The following is a 19,899-nucleotide window of genomic DNA, read 5'->3' as shown; positions in this document are numbered from 1 at the left end:
GGCTGGTATCCGGCGGCGTGGGCCGAACACGGCGGTGTCGTGGCGGTGGGATGGGCCGAGGTCGGTGTTGCGGCTGCCGGTGGATGTGCATGATCCGCGGGTGCGTCGGCATCTGGAGCGGGTGTTCGCGGCGGCGTTCTCGGTGCGGCGTGCGGTGCAGCGTGACGCCCGGGCGCGGGTGGATGCGTTCTGGGCGGCGCACCGGGAACGGGCCACAGTCGGCCCGGCCGCGGTGCGGGATCGGCTCGGTCTGACCCTGTCCGGTTTGGAGCATGCCGCCTACCGGCATCTGGATGCTGCCCCGCATCTGCGCCGGTATCTGACGAAGGCCCTGGCGATGCATCTGGCGGGTGGGGTGTGGCAGGCGGTGGACCGGCACCTGTTCCCCGACGTGTCCGGTCGTCGGCACGGCCCGCCACGTCCGGGTGGCTGGTGGGAGTTCCAGACGATTCCCGGTCGGGCGCGGTCGCATACGAGGGCGCGGAAGTGGGAGACGTGGCGGCTGGTCAGATCCCTGGCCGGGCACCGGGCCGTGTTCGAACGTCCCTCGGCTGAGGGTGGCCGGTTGTGGCAACCACGCCGGATGCCTGTCGTGACCCCAACCGCGAGTTCCACCGTGGGTGCTGTGGCGGGTGCGCGGGTGCGGTCGTGGTGGGATCACGATGGTGCGCTCGCCGTGGTCCTGACCGGCACCGGCGACCGGGATCTGGTTCTGCCGGTCCGGCTCCCGCAAGGCCCCGCCCGCAGCCGGGTGCTGGATCCGGCGGGTGACGGCCGGTGGGTGGCATCTGACCGGTTGTGGATTCCGGGGCTGCTGAAGACCCATCAGGGTGGGGCGGCAGACGCGGTTCGATCTCGGTGGCCGGGCCTGCGTCAGGCTGGGGCCGGGTGCCCCGCCCGGTGTTGCCCGGCGGTGGCGCCGCCTCGCCGGCTACGCCGCCCGGTGTTCTGCGGCGGAGCCGGTGCACTCATCTGCTTGATATGCAGGTGATCATGCCTGACCTGGCATGGTCGTTCAGGTTGGGTTGGCGGAGCAGGCGAGGGTGTCGTGTCCGCGTGGCTCACGGCACTGCCGCGTGTGTAACCGGGACGCTCGCTGCGGTGTGTATTCCTGTGACGGGGGCGACGAGAGAGGAAGCCTGTGGGCGGGAGCGACGACTTCGACGCGTTCTACCTGGCGACCGCCGCGCGGGTGGTGCACCAGGTGTACGCGGTCTGCGGCGATCTCGGTGAGGCCCAGGATGCCGTGCAGGAGGCGTATGCGCGGGCGTGGGCGCGATGGCCGCGCCTGTCCGGCTACGACGATCCGGAGGCATGGGTGCGGACCGTGGCCTGGCGGCTGGCGGCCAACCGCTGGCGCAGCGCCCGGCGGTGGCTGTCCGCGCGGGTCCGGCTCGGCGCACCGCCACCGGCCGCCGGGCCCTCGCCCGACCGGGTGGCGATCGTGACGGCGTTACGGCGCCTTCCCGAAGCACAGCGGCGGATCGTGGTGCTGCACTATTTCGGCGATCTTCCGATCGCCGAGATCGTAGCGGCCACCGGCATGCCCGCCGGCACAGTGAAGGTCTATCTGGCGCGGGCACGGGCGGCGCTCGCCCCACTGCTCGGCTCCGACGACGAACGGGAGGAAGCCGATGTCAACACGCATCCGTAAAGCGCTCGCCGATCTCGAGCACGACACATCGTCGTTGCGGCTGGCCCCGCCGGCGCAGATCCGGGCCCGGGGCGAGGCGCGGCGCCGGCATCAGGTCACCGGTGGCGTCGCCACGGCTGTCGCCGGGACGATCACGGCCACGATCTTCGGGGTCGCGGCGGTCGGTGGCGGGAGCGCGACCTCGCCACCGCCGGTCCGGACAAGCCCGACGGTCAACTCATCGGCGGCCACGGCGGAGACGGACTGCGGCAGCCACGTCCTGCGGCAGGCCGAGAAACTGCCGGACGCGGTGATCGCCTGCTTCCTCGACGCGGTCGCCGCAAAACGACCCGCCCGCCTGGCGGAGACCCGACCCACCGTCGAGGGCGACCCGATCCAGATCCTCTACGTCACGGACGCCACCGGCGCCGTGCGAGTGACGACCGATTCCCGCCAGGACGCCTACGGCGATCGAAACGTCACTCGCCAGACGTGCACCGGACCCCTTGCCGACCACGGGCACATCGGGTTCGCTCAATGCTCCTCGCCTGCCCCCGCGTGACCCTCGTCGTCCGCCGGGGCGCCGGCGTACCTGTCCGTGGTCGAATTCCTGCAGCGCACCCCGTGTACGCGATCACGGGTGAGCGTGTCCGGCGTTGAGAGCAAGCCCGTGGGTGCTGCCCTGCCCCCACGACCCCCGGCTGGAATCGGTGTCGGCCCCAACGTAGGTGCCGGACTCCAGCAGGCGGAGGGCTTGCGCCGCCGCTGCCCAACGGCGCGGACCTGGCAGGCATCCGACGGAACGGCGGTGCCGGGTACGCGGATTCGGGTGAAGTGTCCTGGCTAGGCTTCGGGGGAGTCGACAACACCGCCCTATCGCCGCCGCCGCTGCCGGCCGGATCCAGTCGGCAAACGCGCATATCTGCCGCCGAGCGGGCGCGATGACCGCCGACGTTCGCCACCCTGTGAGCACCGCACTCAGCCGGCCGCTGCCGTGACCCCTGCTGCGATGGTTGTCACGGGCGACGGGACAGGGCATCGACCGTCGCTCGTAGGCGGTGCACGAGGCGCTCGTCCGCGACGATGTCGCCGCGGAGGCGGCTGTCGCTGCCGGCCAGGGCCTGCAGGCGGGGCAGTGCACTGGTGGCGCGCATCTGCCCCAGCAGGACGATGGCCGGGATGCCGTCGTCAGGGTAGCCGGACTGTTCGATGGCGGCGATCAGGCCGGCGACGAGTCCGTCTGCCGGTGTCCCTGCCCGCCAGGCCGCCTCGGCGGCGGCGACGCCACCGCCGGGGTGCGGGCGGTCGCCGAGAGCGTCGAGCCTGTCCCAGTAGTCGCGGACGCGCGTCAGCTCCGGCAGGTCGGGCATGGTTGCCACCTTGGCGCGGGACTGTTGGGACGGTCTCGGAAGGCCGAACGGAAAGGTGTTGAGCCGCCGGTGGCGCGCCCACGCGGCGCACGCAGGTTCGATCCAGCGCGGATCGCCGAGGTCACCGAGGATGCTCAGGCATTGTTGCTCCACCCCGATCCCGGGCCGGTCGGCGACGTCGGGATAGCTGGCCGCTATCCGCGCCACGCTGTCGGCGACCTGCCGGACCGCCGAGCCGGCGCGGTGCAGCGTCACCGCCGCGGCGAAACGCACCTCCGGGTCGGGATCGTCGAGCAGCGGACCGACCAGCGGCACGACCAGCTCCGGGCCGCTGCGGCGCGTGTGGCACCGCGTCGCCGCGGCGCCTACCGCCGCCATGCGGACCTTCGGGTCGTCGTCGGCCAGCACGGCGCTGAGCAGCGCGACCGCGACGTCGGCGCCGGCATCCGTGGCCACCTCAGCGAACGCGCTTTGCCGCCGCAGCCACGGAAAGCCGATGTCGCCGCCGGCGACGAACGCCTCCGCCAGCGGGGAGACCGCCGAGCGCGCAAGTCCGGCCCCGGCACGCAGCGACGCCACCGCCACCGCCGCGCGGACAGCTGGCACGTCGTCGTGGACCAGTTCCTGCGGCACGTTACCGGTCGTCTCGGCCAGCGCGAGGACGAGCGAGGCCCGCACGGCAGGATGCGTCTCCACGGCCCACCGCTGCGTGATGTCGATGCCCGCCCTGGTCAGCGTGTAGACCGCCTCGGCCCGCACCTCGGCGTCGGGGTCGCTCAGCAGCGGCGCCAGCCGGTCCCGTTGACCGGCGACCGCCCGCCGGATCCCTGGCAACAGCCGGGCCGGCCCCGCGTGGTGCTCGTCGGTGACCATGCCGACCAGCGCGACGACGGCATGCCGACCGTGTCCCGCGACGAAACACAACTCGACCAGAAACGGCACCATGACTTCCGTGGCCGCGCACACCGTGCCCTGATGCATCGCGCATTGCCACAGCTCCGTCAGCGCCTCGCCAGCCTCGTCACGATCATCGGACGCGGCGCTGCGCAGCAGCTCGGGCACCTCCGGCACACCGAGCTCATCCCAGCCGACCCGCTCCACCCCAATGAACACTGGCCCACGCTAGATACTGCCGGCCGCCGCCCGGTAACTCGAGGATGAACGCGTGACGGCGCCGGGTGCCGTCCACGGCAGAGGGCAGTGCCGACAGTTCATGTCCACGATGTGCTACGCCGGCTCATCTGCCGCAAAGACCGCGAGCAGCCCTCGGCTGCACGATTGGTCTTCCGCGCCCGGAGAATTCATGTATTCGTCCCCGCCGTCAGGCTTTCTGGCCGCTTATGCCACTGACAGTCCAGCGGATGCGTAGAGAACCGAAGACGTCGCGCTATCTGGTGGTCATCGGGCTGACGCTGGTCATGACAGCGGGCAGCCTGGTGGGGTCAACCGCTGCGCACGCCCAGATGGTGGACAGCGGGACGTTCAGCCTGGTCAGCGACCCGGGGGACCCATTGGGCCACGGACAGTCCTACAGCTACTCGGCGGCCGCCGGAGACCAGCTGGACGTGACGAGCCGGACGGGCGAGGCGCTGGACGTATCGGTTCACGGCCGCAACGGCGACTCCTGGACGCTGAACCTCCAGATGGCGTCCCAACGGCCGATGTCACCGGGCACTTACTCGGTGGACAAGGAATACCCGTCCAACAGCTTCAGCGAGCCCGCGATGTCCGTGACGGACGGCGGGTTTCCCTGTCGCGGCGTGGTGACCGGGTCGTCGTTCACCATCTCCGCCATCGACTACGGCCCCACTCCCGGGTACATCCGTGGCCTGGACGCCAGCTTCTCGTTGCACTGCGGCGGCATCGCTCCGGCACTGCACGGGGTGGTGCACATCGCCAACGCTCCGGCACCGCTGGTGGCAGTGGCGTTGTCACTCGGCGTACCCGACCCACAAAACCCCGGCCGCGTACAGCACCAGCTCGACCCACGCGACCCGATACAGCAGGGCACCATGGTGATCCCGACCGCCACCGTGACCCCGGCGATCTCCGCGTACGTGAACTTCCGTTACGACGATAACTTTCCCCTCTCCGGCGGGTGGGACGGCTTGGGCGTCGCCCACGGCAGCCCGATCGTCCCCAACCCCGGGTTCCATACCTTCACCATGACCCTGACGCCGACTGACTGGGCGTATCCCGCCATCACCCCCGCCGCGGTGCTGCCCGTCATGGTCGTCTCGGCGCCGCCGGTGCTGAGCATGTCGGCAACACCAGCAAGCCCGGTCACCGCGCCGGACACCGGCAGCCCCGATCCCATCACCCTCACGATCGGCGGCATCCCCCGCGACACCCCGGGCTCGGTGCGCATCTACGACGGCACCACCGACCTCGGACCGGCGGACACCTTCTCATCCAGCGCCGGGACGGCGACCAAGTCTGTCGTGCTCAGCCCGGCCCCGGTCCCGCACGGCCTCATCGCCGTGTTCACCCCCGCCGCCATCTCGGCGCTGGCGCAGACCTCGGCCGTGGTGCCGTACTCCATGCTGCCGTGCACGTGCGGGATCCGCGGGTACGTGCCGCTCAACACGAACAACACGATCCCGCCTTTCGCCGGCGGCCTCAGCCTGCAACTGGCCCCGGGTACTCACGCGCACCTGACCCAGGTCGACCCCACGACGGCGGCCGGCCACCCCGTCCAGGCCACCGACCCGACCCAGCACCGGCACGCCTGGGTATTCACCGGCTCGCTCGACAGGGTCGCCGTCGTGGACACTCGCCCCGACCAACCCGGCTGGACGCTGACCGGCCAGGCCAGCGCCTTCGTCAACGGGACAACCACCGTGTCCGCGGTCGAGCTCGGCTGGGCGCCGCAACTCCAGACCACCGGCAGCGACGCCGAAGGGTCCGTAACTCCCGGCCCACAGGTCAACCCGCGAATGCAACAGGGGAACAGCCTCATCGGGCTGCAAAGCGGCTCCGTCCTCGGCTCGGCCTCGCCCGGCAGCGGCCTGGGCACTCAGAACCTCCGCGCCGACCTGACCCTTTGGATCCCGGACACCTCACCCACAGGCACCTACGTCAGCACACTCACCCTGACCCTGATCAGTCCCTAGTCTGGCGCGACATCGCTCCCGTGCCTGCCCAGGGGTAGTGGCCAGCGGCGGGTGCACGCTATGCCGATGTGCGTGCACCCAGTGCGTCCGAACACAGCGGCGGCGGTGCCCGGTAGGTTGAGCATCACGCCGTCGTAGCCGTCATGGTTGTGAAGTGGCCGATCTCGAGCAGGCCGAGGCGGTCGCGGTAGAACCCTCCACAGTTGCGAGTTGCTCGGCCTGGCGGGCGATCCGCACCTGTATGCGGCCCACGCTAACCGTTGGGTGTGTCGTCGAGACCGCCGATCGTCCACGGATGCGGCGATGGCGGGTCGTCCCGGCGGTGGGCCGGGCGGGGACCGAAGATGCGGCGTTCGGCCGCCTCGATGCGAACGTCGTTGATGCTGGCCTCGCGGCGGCACATGAGCCCGTCGTCGGTGAACTCCCACAGTTCGTTGCCGTAGCTGCGCCACCACTGGCCGGTGCTGTCGCGGGACTCGTACTGGAACCGTACGGCGATCCGGTTGCCGTGGAAGCTCCACAACTCCTTGCGCAGCGCGTAGTCGAGTTCGCGCTGCCATTTGGCGTGCAGGAACTCGACGATCGCGGCCCGGCCGGTCAGGAATTGGTCGCGGTTGCGCCAGCTCGAGTCCTCGGTGTAGGCGAGGGCAACACGTTCGGGGTCGCGGGTGTTCCAGGCGTCCTCGGCGGCCTGGACCATGGCGAGCGCGGTCTCCAGGGTGAACGGTGGTAGCGGTGGCCGGGCGGTCATGGTTCCTCCGGTAGATCTGCGGGTTTGGGACGGGCGGTGGTAGGGCCTACCCACGATCCAGCCGCCGACACGGTCTGGTTCGGTGGCGCCGGCCATCAATGTGACCGGATCGCCGACCTGGACGAGCCCGGCCGGATGACGCAGCAGTCGAGGACGGGCCGGTGGCCGAACCGGCGGCGGATGCGCCGCAGCATGTCGACGTTGATGCGCTGCTGGCGGCGTTGCGCACGCACCGGGACCGAGCGATGGCCGAGGCGATGCTGCTCGGCGGGCTGCGCCGCTGCGAGGTACTCGGACTGCGGCTGAGTGATCTGCAGGTGCCGGCGCGGCGGGTGTTCATCGCGGAGGGCAAGGGCGGGCATCAGCGCCAGATTCCCGTGTCCGGCCGGTTCTTCGCCTCTGTCGCGGCCTACCTGGACAATGAACGACCGTCGGATGCCGGCACCGATCGGGTGTTCGTGGTCCTCAAGGGGCCCCACAGGGGCCTGCCGTTGTCACCGGCGGGGCTGGATCAGATCCTCGACTCCGCCCGCGGCCGGGCCGGGCTGGCGCAGGCGACCTGCCACTAGCTGCGACACACCTGCCTGACCCGGCTGCGGGAGGCCGGAATGGCTCTCGAGGCGGTCCACGCCCAGGCCGGGCACGCCTCGATCCGAGTCCACCCGGATCTATCTGCACCTCGCCGACGACTGGCTCGCATCCCAGTACCGGCGGGCGGCGGAAGCGATCGACGCGCAGATGCTTCCCGGGAAACCCTTACCCGGCAACGATCCCGCGCTGTCCTTCGTGGATAGAGGCCGGACATGAACGGGGAACTGCTGCCCGGCTGGGAAGCCCTCACCGCCACGGTCCCGGACCTGACCACGCCGATGCGCCGCTACCTGCAGCAGCTGGACTGCATCCGCACCGTCGCCGACGAATACTTCGCCGTCACCGAGAAAGTCGAATCTCTCTACCAGCAAGGAAAACCACTCCCCGCCGACACCATCGGCCCCCACATGGCGCGGCTACGCCGCGAGCACACCGCCTCCTTCGCCCGGTTCATCTTCCTGCTCGACGGCGACACCGACGGGGAACTCTTCCAGCCCTCGCCAACCCCATGACCAGCCCTCGCCAGGATCAACTTCACCAGAACCCTTGACAAGGATTACCTGCATAATGCCGATTAGAGAGTGTCTAGCGAAGCCGTCGTCTACGGCATTCGGAGAGGGGCGTCGCCGAGTCGCTAGCTTTCGACCAAGTTGTCCAGGGTGCCGGTCAGTAGCCCGCGGGTTCGCTGTAGTTGAGCGATGGAATGGTCAACATCGCGAATCTGGACCCGGAGCCGTTCGAGGGCAGCTGGACAAGCCGTCAGAGCTCCGTCTGAGTCGAAGCATGCAAGCACCTGCTTAACAGCTTGCAGGCCGAGACCGATGTCGAGCAGAAGCCGGATCCGGCGCACCTCCTCGACGGAGCGCTCCTCAAAATCGCGGTACCCGTTATCGAGACGCCGCGAGGACAACAAGCCCAGACGGTCGTAGTGTCGCAGCGCGCGCGTGCTGACACCGCTGCGTTGAGCCAACTGATTGATCAGCATCATCCACTCTTGACCTTGACACCGATGTCAAACCTTACTGTTCAGCCATGCCGATCGATCTGCATGCTGTCCTCAGCGTAGATGTACCCGATCAACTCACCCAAGCCAATTCGGCAGGAATGGGCCGCACCGCATCGTCAGACCCTGACGGCCTCCGTTCGAAACTCGCCGCGTACTGGCCGCCGCCGACCCTTGCCTGCGCGGCCGACGGGTTGGAGAGATGTCCTGCCCGCGACGCAGGCTTCTTGGAGGTGCGCGCATGAGCGTCGTGGTGACCCAGTTGATCAAACTGCGCGACGACCTGCGCGGTCCACAGGATCCCCGGCAGCGGCTAATGGCGCTGTCGACTCTCATCAACACCGTCGGCATGGGCCTTTTCCTGTCCGTGGGCACCATCTTCCTCATCCGGTCAGCCGGGCTGAGTCCGGCCGCCGCTGGCGTCGGTCTCACCGTCGGCTCGCTGATCGGCTTCGGTGCAGGAGTGTTCATCGGCGACCAGGCCGACCGGCGGGGCGCCCGGGAAGTCGTCATCGTTTCAATGCTGGTGGAGGCCGTGGCCAGCGTCGGCCTGCTACTGGTACACGACGTGTGGACGCTGATTCTGGTGGCGACGGTCGCGGCGGTTGGCCGGGCAGGTTCGGGAAGCGCCCGCGGGGCGATGATTGGTGTATTGGCCGAGCGGGGCAAGGGCGCCGCACTGCGTACGTACCTGCGTGCGGTCACCAATGTCGGCCTGGCGTTGGGCATGCTCGGCGCCGTCATCGTTCTAACCATCGACAGCCGCCCGGCGTACGTAACCATGGTGCTCACCGACGCGGCGACGTTCCTCCTCGCCGCCGCCGTGCTCGCACGGCTGGCGCACCTCCCGCCGACCCGCAGCGCCAAGTCCGCCCCGGACGAGCGTCGCTGGCTGGCACTTCGCGACCGGCACTACCTAGGGTTCACCGCCGCGTCGTCGGTCGCGAGCCTGCAGTACTGGGTGCTTATCCAGGCGCTTCCGGTGTGGATCGTCCTGCGGACGGCGGCGCCGCGCCCCATGGCGGGGCTGGTCTTGTTCGTTGCCGCAGTGACTGTAGCCATCACACAGATTCCGGCGACCCGGTCCATTGACGGTCCCCGGACGGCGGCTCGGCTGCTGGCCCGCTCTGGCCCGCTCTTCCTGGTGGCCTGGATCCTGATGGCCGTGGCGTCCGGTCCGTCGGCGTGGGCCGCGGTCGCGCTTCTGCTGGTCGCGGTGCTCGTGCACTCGCTGGCCGAAGTCTGGCAGGCGGCCGGGACGTTCGAACTGTCCTTCACGCTCGCCCGGCCCGACGCGCACGGCCAGTATCAGGGTGTGATCGGCCTCGGCCACGGCTTTGTCGAGGCGGTGGCGCCGGTCGTCGTCATGACGCTGTGCATCGGCGCTGGCAAGGTCGGCTGGGTCACCCTCGCGTTGATCGTCACGGTGGCGGGCTTGCTGTGTGCGCGCATCGAGCGGCACTGGGCCCGCACGCACCTCGAGACCGCTCGCAGCGAGGCAACCTCCCCATAGCGCAGATGCACCAATCCATATCCGGATCTGACGCCGATAGCGCTCGGCAGGCCCGGCGATGATCGTCTGCGCGGTCCGGTCGGTCTGTAGTCCGCGCATCGGTCTGAGCCGGTGCTTGGGTTGGCTGTGGTCTGCTTCTATCCGGTTGTTGGCATACCGTTCGACGTGGTGCCACGCCGACGGAACGAGCTCATCGAGGACAGCCGGATACACCGGCGCCGCGTCAGTGACCACTTCGGTGGGTCGCACCTTCAACATGGCCATCGCCCGGCGGAAGAACCGTCGTGCCGCGGCGGCGTCGCGGCGGGCGGAGAGGAGCACGTCGATGACCTGCCCGTCCTGGTCGACAGCGCGGTACACGTGCCGCCAGAGACCGTTGACTTTGACGTAGGTCTCGTCGGTGAACCACCTGTCGCCGGGTGCGTGCCGGCAGAACCGGGCCGCGTCGGCGAGTAGCGGGGTGAAGCGTTGAACCCAGCGGAAGATGGTGACGTGGTCGGTCTCGACGCCCCGCTCGATGGGGAGTTCTTCGACGTCGCGGGAGGAGAGGTTGTAGCGCAGGTAGAGCCGGACGGCGACCACGATCACGTCCGGCGGGAACCTGAACCCGGCGAACGCCGACCGTGGTGGCAGGGCCGGACGCCGGCGGTTCGAGTCCTTCACCACTCAAGCCTGTCCGACCAGGACACGCTCAACGCAACGGACCCCCGGCGTCCGCTCCCTGCGTCCGCTCCTCGATTGACGCGGGCGCGTCCTAACCGAAGTACTTGCTGTAGAAGTTGTGGGTGGGCCAGCTGCTCACCTTGCCGGCGGCGGTCCACAGCATCGGGTCGATGTCGCTGTAGCTCAGGCCCGACGCGTCGTCGCGCTGGTTGAACAACGCCGCCCAGCTCATGCCGTTGTACGTGCGCACCAGTAGCGTGTACGTGCCGGGCATGCTGCCGGTGTGCCAGGTGTTCCGGCCGGTGCCACCGGTCGTGACCGGCCGGACCTGCCAGCCAAGCCCGTAGTACCAGCCGCTGTCATTGACGCCTATGCCGTCGCCGGGCACCGCCCAGATGCGGCCCAGGGTCGTGCTGTTGAACAACGTGCCGGGCGCGTCGAACGCCGACGCCCACCGCACCAGGTCGACCGCGGAGGCGATCCAGCGGCCGTTGCCTTCCTGCAGGCGCATGCTGAACGTGCCGTACGGCGCCGGCACTGTCGCACCGGACATGTTCAGCACGGTCGTGCCGGTGTACTGCGAGCGGTACGAGACCTCGTTCGGGAACGGCGCGATGCTCCAGCCCAGCCCCATCCGTGTGATGCCGAGCGGCGCCAGCAGCTGCTGATTGACGTAGTCGCCGTACGTCTGGCCACTGACCGCCTCGATCACCTTGGCCGCCAGCAGGTAGCCATAGTTGCTGTATGCCACCCGGGTCGCCGGGGTGAAGTCGAGCGGGCGGCCGGCCATGTACCGGACGACGTCGTCGGTGGTCAGCTCCATCGGGATGCCGAGCGCGGCGGAGACCTTCTGGTCGCTCCACAGTGGATCGAGACTGGCGGCACGGTCCCATCCGCCGGTGTGCTGCAACAGCCGCCACAGGGTGGCCTTCTGCAGCCGCACGTCGACGGACTGGCCGGTCGGCGGGACGAAGTCGAGCAGCGCCGTGACCGGGGTACCGAGCGTGACCTTGCCGTCCTGGGCGAGTTTGGCGACCGCGGCGGCGGTGACGGACTTCGACAGGCTCGCGACCCGGAACGTCGACGTCGGCTGGACCGGCATCTGCCGGTCGCAGCTGTAGCCGCGCGCCAGGACCAGCCGGCCCTTGTACGTGACGGCGAGCTGCCCGCCGGTGATGAACCGGGCCTTCATGAACGTGAGCATGGCGTCGTCGAAGGACGCCAGGGCAGGCACGGACGTGCCGGTCGTGGTCCAGGTGACCGGCAACGACGGAGGCGGCGGCGGGTAGGGCGCGGCCCGGCCCGCCTCGCCGAGCAGAACACCGCCGGTCAGCGCGCCGAACCCAGCGGCGCCGGCAAGCTTGCCCACCGTTCGCCGGCTTACCTGAGCCTCACGCATGCGTCCTCCCGACCCCGTCATGATCAACTGGAGCAGTGTACGCATCGGGACATGGGCGCCAATACCGCCGAAGCCTCAAGAAAGCCGCAAATTTCCGGGCACTGTCACCGGACTGGAGATCTACCGGGTGTGGGGACCGGCCATTTCTGAGTGGCGCTCTTGAGGGGTACCCGTCTGATCGCTGATGGGCCACGGGTCGCTGACGGCGCGCAGCAGCCGGTCGATGACCGACAGGTCCCCTACGACGGTGGCGCTGCCGTCGGCGCATGCGGTTGCGAGTGTGGCTGGATCGGCCAGCATGGCGCTGAGCGTCTTGGGCTCCGCGCGGAGCGAGGCGGCCGCCGTTGCAGGTTCACCGGGCTGCACCTGCACCCGTCCGGACGCCAGGCGGACCGTCCAGACCCGACCGTCGAGTTCGAGACGGCAATTCGTTGGCGGCGCCGCGGGGTCGGGGCGAGCGGCATGTTGCAGGAAGATCAGCACGGAGGTGGCGCTGAGCGCGGTCGGCGGCGGGGGTTGCGGGGCGTCGACACCCCAGTCGCCCAGGGCCAGCAGGATCGGTTCCAGCGTCCGACCCCATTCGGTCAGTTCGTAGACCCGGGGGCCTTCCCCCGGTGCCAGTCCACGGCGGATCACCCCGTTGTGTTCGAGTTCTCGGAGCCGGTCTGCGAGCAGGTTCGAGCTGACGTGGGGCAGAGCATGCCGCAGCTCCGAGAACCGTTGCGGCGCCAAGAGCAGCTCGCGGACAACCAGCAGGGCCCACCGCTCCCCGACGACGTCGAGGGCTCGGGCAATCCCACATGAGTCCCGATAGCTACGGCTGGTTGGCATGGCCGCTCTCCTCCCAATCTGATCTGAAACTACCACAGTATCTAGTGGTTTTTCGCAATCAACTATGGTTGCTTTTTACAACCGCCTGTGATTCTGTTGGCTCGCACGGCAGTACAGCCCTCTGCCACGACCTGTGATCACACAGCGAGGAGATTCGACATGACGACGCTGAAGCCCGGAAGCATGCTGCTCGGCACGACCCGTCCCGCCGAGCTACGGGCCTGGTACATCAAGGCGCTGGCGCCGGAGTTCACCGGCGAGGGCGCGATCGACCTGGGCGGCTTCCTGCTGGTCATCGACGGGCGCGACGACGTCGAGGCGAAGAACAACGAGCCGGGTCGCACGATCATCAACTTCCACGTCGACGACTTCGACGCTGTGGAGGCCCAGCTGAATGCGGCCGGCGTGGAGTGGATCTCGGTCGCGGACCGGGCGAAGGGCAGGTTCGGCACGTTCGCCGACCCCGACGGGAACTACCTCCAGATCATCGAGTGGAAGAAGGACGCCTGAGCCAGACGTCCTCCAGCCCGCGACAGGACCGTGGCCATCCTCGGTCGCGTGACGCGCGCAGGTCGGTCGACCCGTTCGTTGAGACGACTCCACGCAACACGACGACGACTCCACGCAACACGACAAGGAGGAAGAGCACACGTGAGTACCCGGCAAACGGCGCTGAGCCCGGCCAGGGCCAACCTGGCCCTGGCCACGCTGTTCTTAGGAATGTTCGTACTGGGCAGTGGCGAGCTGCTCGTGGTCGGCGTGCTGGACCGGATCGCCGCCGACCTCCACGTGACCATCCCCGCGGCCGGCACCCTGGTGACCGTGTACGCCCTGGGCCTTGCCATCGGTGGTCCGATCCTGACCGCGCTGACGATCAAGCTGGAAAAGAAGATCGTCCTCATCGGCACGCTCGCGCTGTTCATCGCGTGCAACCTGGTCGCGGTGCTGACCGCCGACTACGGTGTGTTCCTCGTGCTGCGCTTCCTCATCGGCGCGTTGGGCGGCCTGTTCATCGCGAGTGCGTTCAATGCGGGCATGTCGGTCGTCCCGCCGGAGCGCATGGGCCAGGCGATCGGGATCGTCGTCTCCGGTGTCTCGGTGGCGACGGCGCTCGGCGTGCCCCTGGGCACGTTGGTCGGTCAGACCCTCGGCTGGCGCGGCTCGTTCATGGCGATCGTGGCGATCGCTGTGGTCACACTGATCGCCACGGTGGCACTGATCCCGTCCGTGCCGCCCGCCGGCGCCAATGCCGGCCACCAGGCCAGGTACGCGTTCGCCCCCAGGGTGCTCGCCGTGCTGTTCCTGAACTTCATCGTGTTCGCGACGACGTTCGCGGCGCTGACCTACATCGTGCCGTTCCTGCAAAGCGTCACCGGCATCTCCGGAGCCCTGCTGAGCGTGTTCCTCCTGGCCTACGGTGTGGCCACGGCGGTCGGCTCGTTCAGCGGCGGCAGGTTCGCCGACCGGAACGCCGCGCGCACCCTGATCATCGGGTCCGTCGGCATCGCGGTCTCCCTGCTGGTGCTCTACTTCGTCGGCTCGATCGCGTGGCTCGTGGCGCTCGTGCTGCTCGCCTGGGGCCTGTCCCACTACAGCATCGTGCCCTCGCTACAGGTCCGGGTGATCACCCTGGCCGGCCCCGGTGGCCAACTCGCGCAGTCGTTGCCTGTCTCCGCGGCCAACGTCGGTATCGCGTTCGGCGCGTTCGTCGGCGGATTCGCGATCGACAACTACAGCGCTTCCACCACCGTGATCACCGGTCTGATCCTCTCGGTGGTCACCATCGCGGTCGCCTGGGGGACCAGCTTCCTGAAGCCGCCGGTGGTCGAGGAGTCGTCGCCGGCAACCGCCCAAGCCGTTCCCGAACCCGCATAACACCCAGTCAGACCCCTTTTCGCCGAGCCGAATGGTGACGCCAGCAGCCGCGCCCATCTACAAAGAACGCGCGGCTGCTGGACGACTTCCTCGGCGCCAACAGCCCGCTACCCAGCGGCCGCTTCAGTGCCGTGTTCCTCGCACGACCAGCCCCGACTCGTAGGCGACGATGACGGCTTGGACGCGGTCGCGGACACCGAGCTTGTAGAGGATCCGGCTGACGTGTGTCTTGACCGTCTCGGCGCCGACGACGAGCAGGTCCGCCACCTCCGCGTTGGAGAGCCCTTCGGCGACGAGCCGGAGGATCTCCGTCTCCCGCTGGGTCAGCAGCGCCAGCGGCGCTGCGGTGTCGTTCGCCAGTGGCCGCAGCCGGGTGAACTCGCTGATGAGCCGGCGGGTGACCGACGGCGCGAGCAGGGCGTCGCCGGCCGCGACCACGCGCACCGCCTCGAAGAGGCTCTCCGCACCCATGTCCTTGAGCAGGAACCCGCTGGCGCCGGCGTCGAGCGCCCCGTAGACGTACTCGTCGAGATCGAACGTCGTCAGCATGACGATGCGCGGCCCGTTCCCGCCCGCGGCGGCGAGGATGTTCCGGGTGGCCTCGATGCCGTTCATGACCGGCATCCGGACGTCCATCAGGACCAGGTCCGGGCGCAGTTCGCGGCAGATCCGCACCGCCTCGGCGCCGTCCTGCGCGCTCCCGACGACAGTCAGGTCGGGTTGGGTGGACAGCAGTGCGACGAACCCGGCCCGCACCACGTCTTGGTCGTCGGCGACCAGGATGCGCACGGTCATCGGCCTCCTCCAGCCACGGGTAGCACCGCCTGGACCGCGAAACCGCCGAGTTCGCTTCGAGCCGTGCGCAACGTTCCGCCCGCCATCGCTACCCGCTCCCGCATCCCGAGCAGTCCGAAGCCGTGGGCCTCCGTTCGGCCGGCCGAACGGCCCGCCCCCGGACCGGCATCCCAGATGCTGAGCCGTAGTGCATCGTCGGCGTAGCCGACCTCAACGTCCACCGCAGCGCCCGGTGCGTGTTTGCGGCTGTTGGTCAGCGCCTCCTGCACGATCCGGTACGCGGCGAGTTCGAGGCCCGGATCCAGCGTCCGGATTCGGCCGCGGAAGATCAGCCGGACACGAGACCCGCCCGCGGCGCGGGCGTCGTCCACGAGGGTGATGAGCTGGCCGAGACCCGGCTGCGGAGCGTCGACCGGCTGCGACCGGGCATCGTCGCGGAGCACGCCGAGCAGCCGGCGCATCTCGGTCAGCGCGAGCCGCGCGGTCCCGGCGATGCGGAGCAGCCGGTCCGCGCTCTCCGCCGGCAAGCCTTGTGTGGTGAGGCGGGTGGTGTCGGCCTGCACGGAGATCGACGAGATGTGATGGGCCACGAGGTCGTGCAGTTCCCGGGCGATCCGGGCCCGTTCCGCGCGGGCCGCGTAGGCGTCGGCCATGTCGGCGTGCGCGCCGGCGGCCGCGATGCGCTCGGCCGTCTCCGCTCGGAACCGGCGTGAACTGCCGACGGCCAGTGCACCGGTGGCGGTCACGACGACCAGCCCGGTGCGCCAGCCGGCGGTTCCGACGGCGTACGCGATGGAAGGCACCGCGAAGAGCAGCGCAACGCGGTAGGAACTCCGCACGGCGACGAGGTAGAGCACGGTGGCCTGGGCGAGGAGCGCACCGACAGTGGGTTGCCCGCTGAGCACCAGGGTGAGCACCACAGCGGCCGTGACGACCGCACCGGCCTGCCACAGCAGGCCACGGACGAAGGCCAGCGGAAGCGTCGCGCACCAGGCGAGGACAAGATCGCGCACCAGGTCGGCAGGGTGCAGCACCACCTGCGCCGATCCGAGTGCGCCCAGCAGACCCGCCACCACGGGCGGCGGCGGCAGCGGGAACGTCGGCACGCGCACGCCCTCCATTGTCGCCGTCCCCGCATCCCCCGTGCGGGGGACGCCACGCTACCGAAGATGGCTCGCTGTCGTGACGGCCGACGTCGTGGCGGTGACCTACGGTCGCTGCTGTGCCGCAGATGACGATCGAGGCCCAAGGGCTGCGCAAGTGCTACGGGACGACCGTGGCGGTCGAGGACCTGACGTTCACCGTCCAGCCCGGGAAGGTCACCGGGTTCGTCGGCCCCAACGGCGCGGGCAAGTCGACGACGATGCGCATGATGCTCGCTCTCGACCGACCCGACGCCGGGGTGGTGCTGATCGGTGGCCGGCCCTACCGGGCGCTGCGGGAGCCGGCGCTGACGGTCGGCGCACTGCTGGACGCCGAGGCCACCCATCCCGGCCGGCGCGCCGAGGATCACCTCCGGTGGATGGCGCAGTACAACGGGCTGTCCCGTCGACGCGTCCACGAGGTACTCGACCTCGTCGGGCTGAGGTCGGTCGCGCGGCAGCGGGTCGGCGGGTTCTCATTGGGCATGCGCCAGCGGCTCGGGATCGCCGGCGCGCTGCTGGGAGATCCGCCGGTGCTGATCCTCGACGAGCCGGTGAACGGGCTCGACCCGGACGGCATCCGCTGGATTCGGGGGTTCCTGCGCTCGCTGGCCGCGGACGGCAGGACGGTCCTCGTCTCCAGTCACCTCATGGGCGAGTTGCAGGACACCGCCGACCACCTCATTGTCATCGGCCGCGGCCGCCTGCTCGCCGACACCAGCGTCAAGGCCTTGCTGGACGAGACGTCCGATGGACGGGTCACCGTGCGCACCGGCGAGCGCGCCGCAGCCGTGCAGGTCCTGACCGACGCCGGTGCGACCGTGGCCATCGTCGACCTCGACACCTTGACCGTCGACGGCATGGACGCGGGTGAGGTCGGTGCGCGCCTCACCGCCGCCGGCGTGCCGTGCTCCGAGCTGAGCCGCCACCGCGCCTCGCTGGAAGAGGTCTACATGGAGATGACGCGGACGCACACCATCTTCGGCGACGGGACACGGCCGTGAACCTACGCCGGGCGTTGCGCGCCGAATGGACGAAGTTCTGGTCGGTGCGTAGCACGACGCTCGCGCTGCTGGCCATGGTGCTGCTCACCCTTGGGCTCAGCACGCTCGCGGCGTCGCTGTCGCACAGCGACGCCTACGAGGGTCCGATCACCTACGACCAGCTCCATTTCGTGCACGAGCCGATGACCGGGGACGGGACGCTCACCGCCCGGGTGGCGTCGCAGAAAGCGACCGGCGCCTGGGCCAAAGCGGGGATCATGGTGAAGGCGAGCCCGACAGCCGGCGCGCCGTACGTCGCGCTCATGGTCACCCCGGCGCACGGCGTCCGGCTCATCGCCGACGCCACGACCGAGCTGGCCGGGACCGCGACCACCGCACCGCGCTGGCTCCAGCTGACTCGCTCCGGGCAGACGTTCACCGGCGCGGAGTCCGCCGACGGCAGTTCGTGGCGCACGGTCGGGACGGTCACCGTCGCGGACCTGCCGACCCGAGCGTGGGCCGGCCTCTTCGTCGCCTCGCCGCCGACCGACGTGCCGTTCGCGCTCCAAGGCAGGACGGGCACCGTCAGCCGGTACCTCCAACTGGGCGAGGCGAACTTCGATCACGTGACCGTGGCTGTGGCGAGTGCCGGCGCAGCGCCGCCGGCCGATGCCTGGCGTGACTCCGACGTGACCCCGCCGCCGCACCAGCGCGGAGCGCCGAAACCCGGACCGGAGGCCATCATCAACATAGACCTCCTTCCGGGCGGCAGCACCCGCGACGGCAACGGGACGTTCACCGTCACCGGCAGCGGTGATCTCGGCCGCGCCGGGATCGGCGGGGTCAGCCTGGCCGGCCCCACCGACCTGGTCCGGCAGTCCCTGGTCGGCGCCCAACTCGGCATCATCGGCGCCGTGGTGCTCGGCGTGCTGTTCATCACCTCGGAGTACCGGACGGGAACGATCGGCGCCACGCTCGCGGCGAGCCCGCGGCGAGGCCACGTGCTGGCGGCCAAGACCGCGGTGCTGACAGGTGTCGTCTTCGTTGTGGGGCTGCTCCCCGGCTTCGCCGTGGCCTTGTTCTCCCCGGCGCTGGAGCGCCGCAACGGCTACCGGCCGCCGGTCTTCCCGGACCCGCCGACCGTCACCGATCCGGTCGTGCTGCGCGCAATCATCGGCACCGCGGCGTTCCTCGCCCTGATCGCCGCGTTCAGCCTCGCGGTCGGTGTGATCCTGCGCGGGACGGCCTCGGCCGTCATGCTGCTGCTCGCGCTTCTCGTGGTGGTGCCGATCGTCGCCTCAGGCACCTCCGACGCGGCCAACACCTGGATCCGCAGGGCCACGCCCTTCGCCGGCCTCTCGATCCAACAAACGATGGACGTACCCTCCGAGACCGTGATCGGGCCGTGGGCAGGCTTGGCGGTGCTCTGCGCGTACACAGGGGTCGCTCTCACCGCCGGCTTCTGGCTCCTGCTCCGGCGCGACGCGTGAACCGCGCACTGCTCGCCGAGTGGACCAAGCTGCGCACCGTGCGCTCGACCGTGGCCGTCGCCGCCGGTGTGGCCGTGGCGATGGTCGCGGGGACCGCCCTGATCATCGCGAACACCAACGTACCGCTGTGCACCGGCCGGTCCCCCGACTGCGGAACCGTGGACACCACCGCGCTCACCCTCTCCGGCGTCCACTTCGCGCAACTTGCCGCGATCGCGCTGGCCGCGCTGGTGGTCGGGGCGGAGTTCCAGCCACGGACGATCCGCACAACGCTGGCGATGGACCCCCGCCGCGTCCGGGTGTTCACCGCGAAAAGCAGCGTCATCGCCGGCACCGTACTGGTCGGCGGTGCACTCGGCGTCGCCGGCGCGATGGGCGCCGCCACGGTGCTGTTCGACGACAAGAGCGTCACCGGGCACCCGGCCACCCTGCCGCGTGCCGCCGGTGCAGTGCTGTATCTGGTCCTTGTCGCATTGCTGAGTGCCGGCGTCGCCACTGCGGTCCGCCACGCGGGCGGCAGCATGGGGGCCGTCGTGGCCCTGCTGTACGGCCCGTATCTGCTCACGACCGTGGTCCCGCTACCAGCACACACCCTGCACCTGGTGCAGGACCTCGCACCGATGACCGCAGGGCTGGGGACCGCACCGCTCGGCCCGTGGGCAGGTCTGAGCATCCTCACCGCGTACACCCTCACCGCTCTGGCAATCGGTGGCGCCCTGTTTGTCGTTCGCGACGCATAAGCCCTAC

19 protein-coding genes and 1 pseudogene are annotated in these 19,899 nt (G+C 69.7%); 12 read left to right on the top strand and 8 right to left on the bottom strand.

Annotated elements, in window-relative coordinates; genetic code table 11:
- The first annotated feature begins 64 nt into the window (after positions 1 to 64).
- The 3 genes from ACFPIJ_RS25020 (at position 65) to ACFPIJ_RS25010 (ending at position 2,195) form a co-directional block, all read left to right on the top strand.
- Positions 65 to 991: a hypothetical protein gene (locus ACFPIJ_RS25020; protein ID WP_380117750.1), complete on the top strand. Its 927-nt coding sequence runs from the start codon at positions 65 to 67 to the stop codon at positions 989 to 991.
- A gap of 150 nt (positions 992 to 1,141) precedes the next feature.
- A complete protein-coding gene (locus tag ACFPIJ_RS25015) occupies positions 1,142 to 1,654 on the top strand; it encodes a SigE family RNA polymerase sigma factor (protein ID WP_380117748.1) in 513 nt (170 codons plus the stop codon).
- Positions 1,635 to 2,195: a hypothetical protein gene (locus ACFPIJ_RS25010; protein WP_380117746.1), complete on the top strand. Its 561-nt coding sequence runs from the start codon at positions 1,635 to 1,637 to the stop codon at positions 2,193 to 2,195. Before ACFPIJ_RS25015 ends, ACFPIJ_RS25010 begins: the two co-directional genes overlap by 20 nt.
- Before the next feature lie 454 nt (positions 2,196 to 2,649).
- Here ACFPIJ_RS25010 and ACFPIJ_RS25005 read toward each other — a convergent pair whose 3' ends face one another.
- Positions 2,650 to 4,116: a HEAT repeat domain-containing protein gene (locus ACFPIJ_RS25005; protein ID WP_380117744.1), complete on the bottom strand. Its 1,467-nt coding sequence runs from the start codon at positions 4,114 to 4,116 to the stop codon at positions 2,650 to 2,652.
- 248 nt (positions 4,117 to 4,364) lie between these two features.
- Here ACFPIJ_RS25005 and ACFPIJ_RS25000 point away from each other — a divergent pair, with 248 nt between their 5' ends.
- Positions 4,365 to 6,116, top strand: coding sequence for a hypothetical protein (locus ACFPIJ_RS25000; RefSeq protein WP_380117742.1), 1,752 nt, complete (start codon positions 4,365 to 4,367; stop codon positions 6,114 to 6,116).
- A 253-nt stretch (positions 6,117 to 6,369) separates the two neighbouring features.
- Here the strand turns inward: ACFPIJ_RS25000 and ACFPIJ_RS24995 are convergent, their stop codons facing one another.
- The gene (locus ACFPIJ_RS24995) at positions 6,370 to 6,867 is read right to left on the bottom strand and encodes a nuclear transport factor 2 family protein (protein ID WP_380117741.1); all 498 of its coding nucleotides are present in this window, start codon (positions 6,865 to 6,867) and stop codon (positions 6,370 to 6,372) included.
- 161 nt (positions 6,868 to 7,028) lie between these two features.
- Here ACFPIJ_RS24995 and ACFPIJ_RS24990 point away from each other — a divergent pair, with 161 nt between their 5' ends.
- The gene (locus ACFPIJ_RS24990) at positions 7,029 to 7,436 is read left to right on the top strand and encodes a tyrosine-type recombinase/integrase (protein WP_380117739.1); all 408 of its coding nucleotides are present in this window, start codon (positions 7,029 to 7,031) and stop codon (positions 7,434 to 7,436) included.
- Between the two features lie 234 nt (positions 7,437 to 7,670).
- Positions 7,671 to 7,970 carry a hypothetical protein gene (locus ACFPIJ_RS24985; protein WP_380117737.1) on the top strand — a complete coding sequence of 100 codons (300 nt, stop codon included), beginning with the start codon at positions 7,671 to 7,673 and terminating at the stop codon, positions 7,968 to 7,970.
- Positions 7,971 to 8,092: 122 nt separating this feature from the next.
- On the opposite strand, the gene ACFPIJ_RS24980 is transcribed toward ACFPIJ_RS24985, so the two are convergent.
- Entirely contained in the window at positions 8,093 to 8,446 is a 354-nt protein-coding gene (locus tag ACFPIJ_RS24980) for a MerR family transcriptional regulator (RefSeq protein WP_380117735.1), read from the bottom strand.
- A 256-nt stretch (positions 8,447 to 8,702) separates the two neighbouring features.
- Here ACFPIJ_RS24980 and ACFPIJ_RS24975 point away from each other — a divergent pair, with 256 nt between their 5' ends.
- Positions 8,703 to 9,974, top strand: coding sequence for an MFS transporter (locus ACFPIJ_RS24975; protein WP_380117733.1), 1,272 nt, complete (start codon positions 8,703 to 8,705; stop codon positions 9,972 to 9,974).
- A gap of 45 nt (positions 9,975 to 10,019) precedes the next feature.
- Here ACFPIJ_RS24975 and ACFPIJ_RS24970 read toward each other — a convergent pair.
- The 3 genes and pseudogenes from ACFPIJ_RS24970 to ACFPIJ_RS24960 all read right to left on the bottom strand — a co-directional run.
- Positions 10,020 to 10,607 (bottom strand): annotated as a pseudogene (locus ACFPIJ_RS24970) (IS6 family transposase); the annotation flags it as partial.
- 121 nt (positions 10,608 to 10,728) lie between these two features.
- On the bottom strand, positions 10,729 to 12,006 hold the full coding sequence (locus ACFPIJ_RS24965) for a serine hydrolase domain-containing protein (protein ID WP_380117731.1): 1,278 nt from the start codon (positions 12,004 to 12,006) through the stop codon (positions 10,729 to 10,731).
- A 150-nt stretch (positions 12,007 to 12,156) separates the two neighbouring features.
- Entirely contained in the window at positions 12,157 to 12,867 is a 711-nt protein-coding gene (locus tag ACFPIJ_RS24960; protein ID WP_380117730.1) for a winged helix-turn-helix transcriptional regulator, read from the bottom strand.
- Between the two features lie 159 nt (positions 12,868 to 13,026).
- Here ACFPIJ_RS24960 and ACFPIJ_RS24955 point away from each other — a divergent pair, with 159 nt between their 5' ends.
- Both ACFPIJ_RS24955 and ACFPIJ_RS24950 read left to right on the top strand, forming a co-directional pair.
- Positions 13,027 to 13,377: a VOC family protein gene (locus tag ACFPIJ_RS24955; RefSeq protein ID WP_380117729.1), complete on the top strand. Its 351-nt coding sequence runs from the start codon at positions 13,027 to 13,029 to the stop codon at positions 13,375 to 13,377.
- A gap of 141 nt (positions 13,378 to 13,518) precedes the next feature.
- Positions 13,519 to 14,742, top strand: coding sequence for an MFS transporter (locus ACFPIJ_RS24950; RefSeq protein WP_380117727.1), 1,224 nt, complete (start codon positions 13,519 to 13,521; stop codon positions 14,740 to 14,742).
- Between the two features lie 123 nt (positions 14,743 to 14,865).
- Here the strand turns inward: ACFPIJ_RS24950 and ACFPIJ_RS24945 are convergent, their stop codons facing one another.
- Together ACFPIJ_RS24945 and ACFPIJ_RS24940 are read right to left on the bottom strand one after the other, a co-directional pair.
- The gene (locus ACFPIJ_RS24945; RefSeq protein WP_360387624.1) at positions 14,866 to 15,537 is read right to left on the bottom strand and encodes a response regulator transcription factor; all 672 of its coding nucleotides are present in this window, start codon (positions 15,535 to 15,537) and stop codon (positions 14,866 to 14,868) included.
- Positions 15,534 to 16,649, bottom strand: a complete 1,116-nt coding sequence (locus ACFPIJ_RS24940; protein ID WP_380117725.1) for a sensor histidine kinase — start codon at positions 16,647 to 16,649, stop codon at positions 15,534 to 15,536. The genes ACFPIJ_RS24945 and ACFPIJ_RS24940 overlap by 4 nt, the downstream gene beginning before the upstream one ends.
- A gap of 119 nt (positions 16,650 to 16,768) precedes the next feature.
- Here ACFPIJ_RS24940 and ACFPIJ_RS24935 point away from each other — a divergent pair, with 119 nt between their 5' ends.
- From ACFPIJ_RS24935 to ACFPIJ_RS24925, 3 genes are read left to right on the top strand one after another with little or no spacing between them, the layout of a single operon-like run.
- A complete protein-coding gene (locus ACFPIJ_RS24935) occupies positions 16,769 to 17,683 on the top strand; it encodes an ABC transporter ATP-binding protein (RefSeq protein ID WP_380117774.1) in 915 nt (304 codons plus the stop codon).
- Positions 17,680 to 19,152, top strand: a complete 1,473-nt coding sequence (locus ACFPIJ_RS24930) for a DUF1349 domain-containing protein (protein WP_380117723.1) — start codon at positions 17,680 to 17,682, stop codon at positions 19,150 to 19,152. The genes ACFPIJ_RS24935 and ACFPIJ_RS24930 overlap by 4 nt, the downstream gene beginning before the upstream one ends.
- Positions 19,149 to 19,892 carry a hypothetical protein gene (locus tag ACFPIJ_RS24925; protein WP_380117721.1) on the top strand — a complete coding sequence of 248 codons (744 nt, stop codon included), beginning with the start codon at positions 19,149 to 19,151 and terminating at the stop codon, positions 19,890 to 19,892. Before ACFPIJ_RS24930 ends, ACFPIJ_RS24925 begins: the two co-directional genes overlap by 4 nt.
- The last annotated feature ends 7 nt before the right edge of the window (positions 19,893 to 19,899 follow it).

This window comes from Dactylosporangium cerinum (assembly GCF_042653625.1).
GTDB classification, from domain to species: Bacteria; Actinomycetota; Actinomycetes; order Mycobacteriales; family Micromonosporaceae; genus Dactylosporangium; species Dactylosporangium cerinum.
The sequence above is the reverse complement of the archived record's forward strand: the minus strand, read 5'-3'. Positions and strand labels throughout refer to the sequence as shown.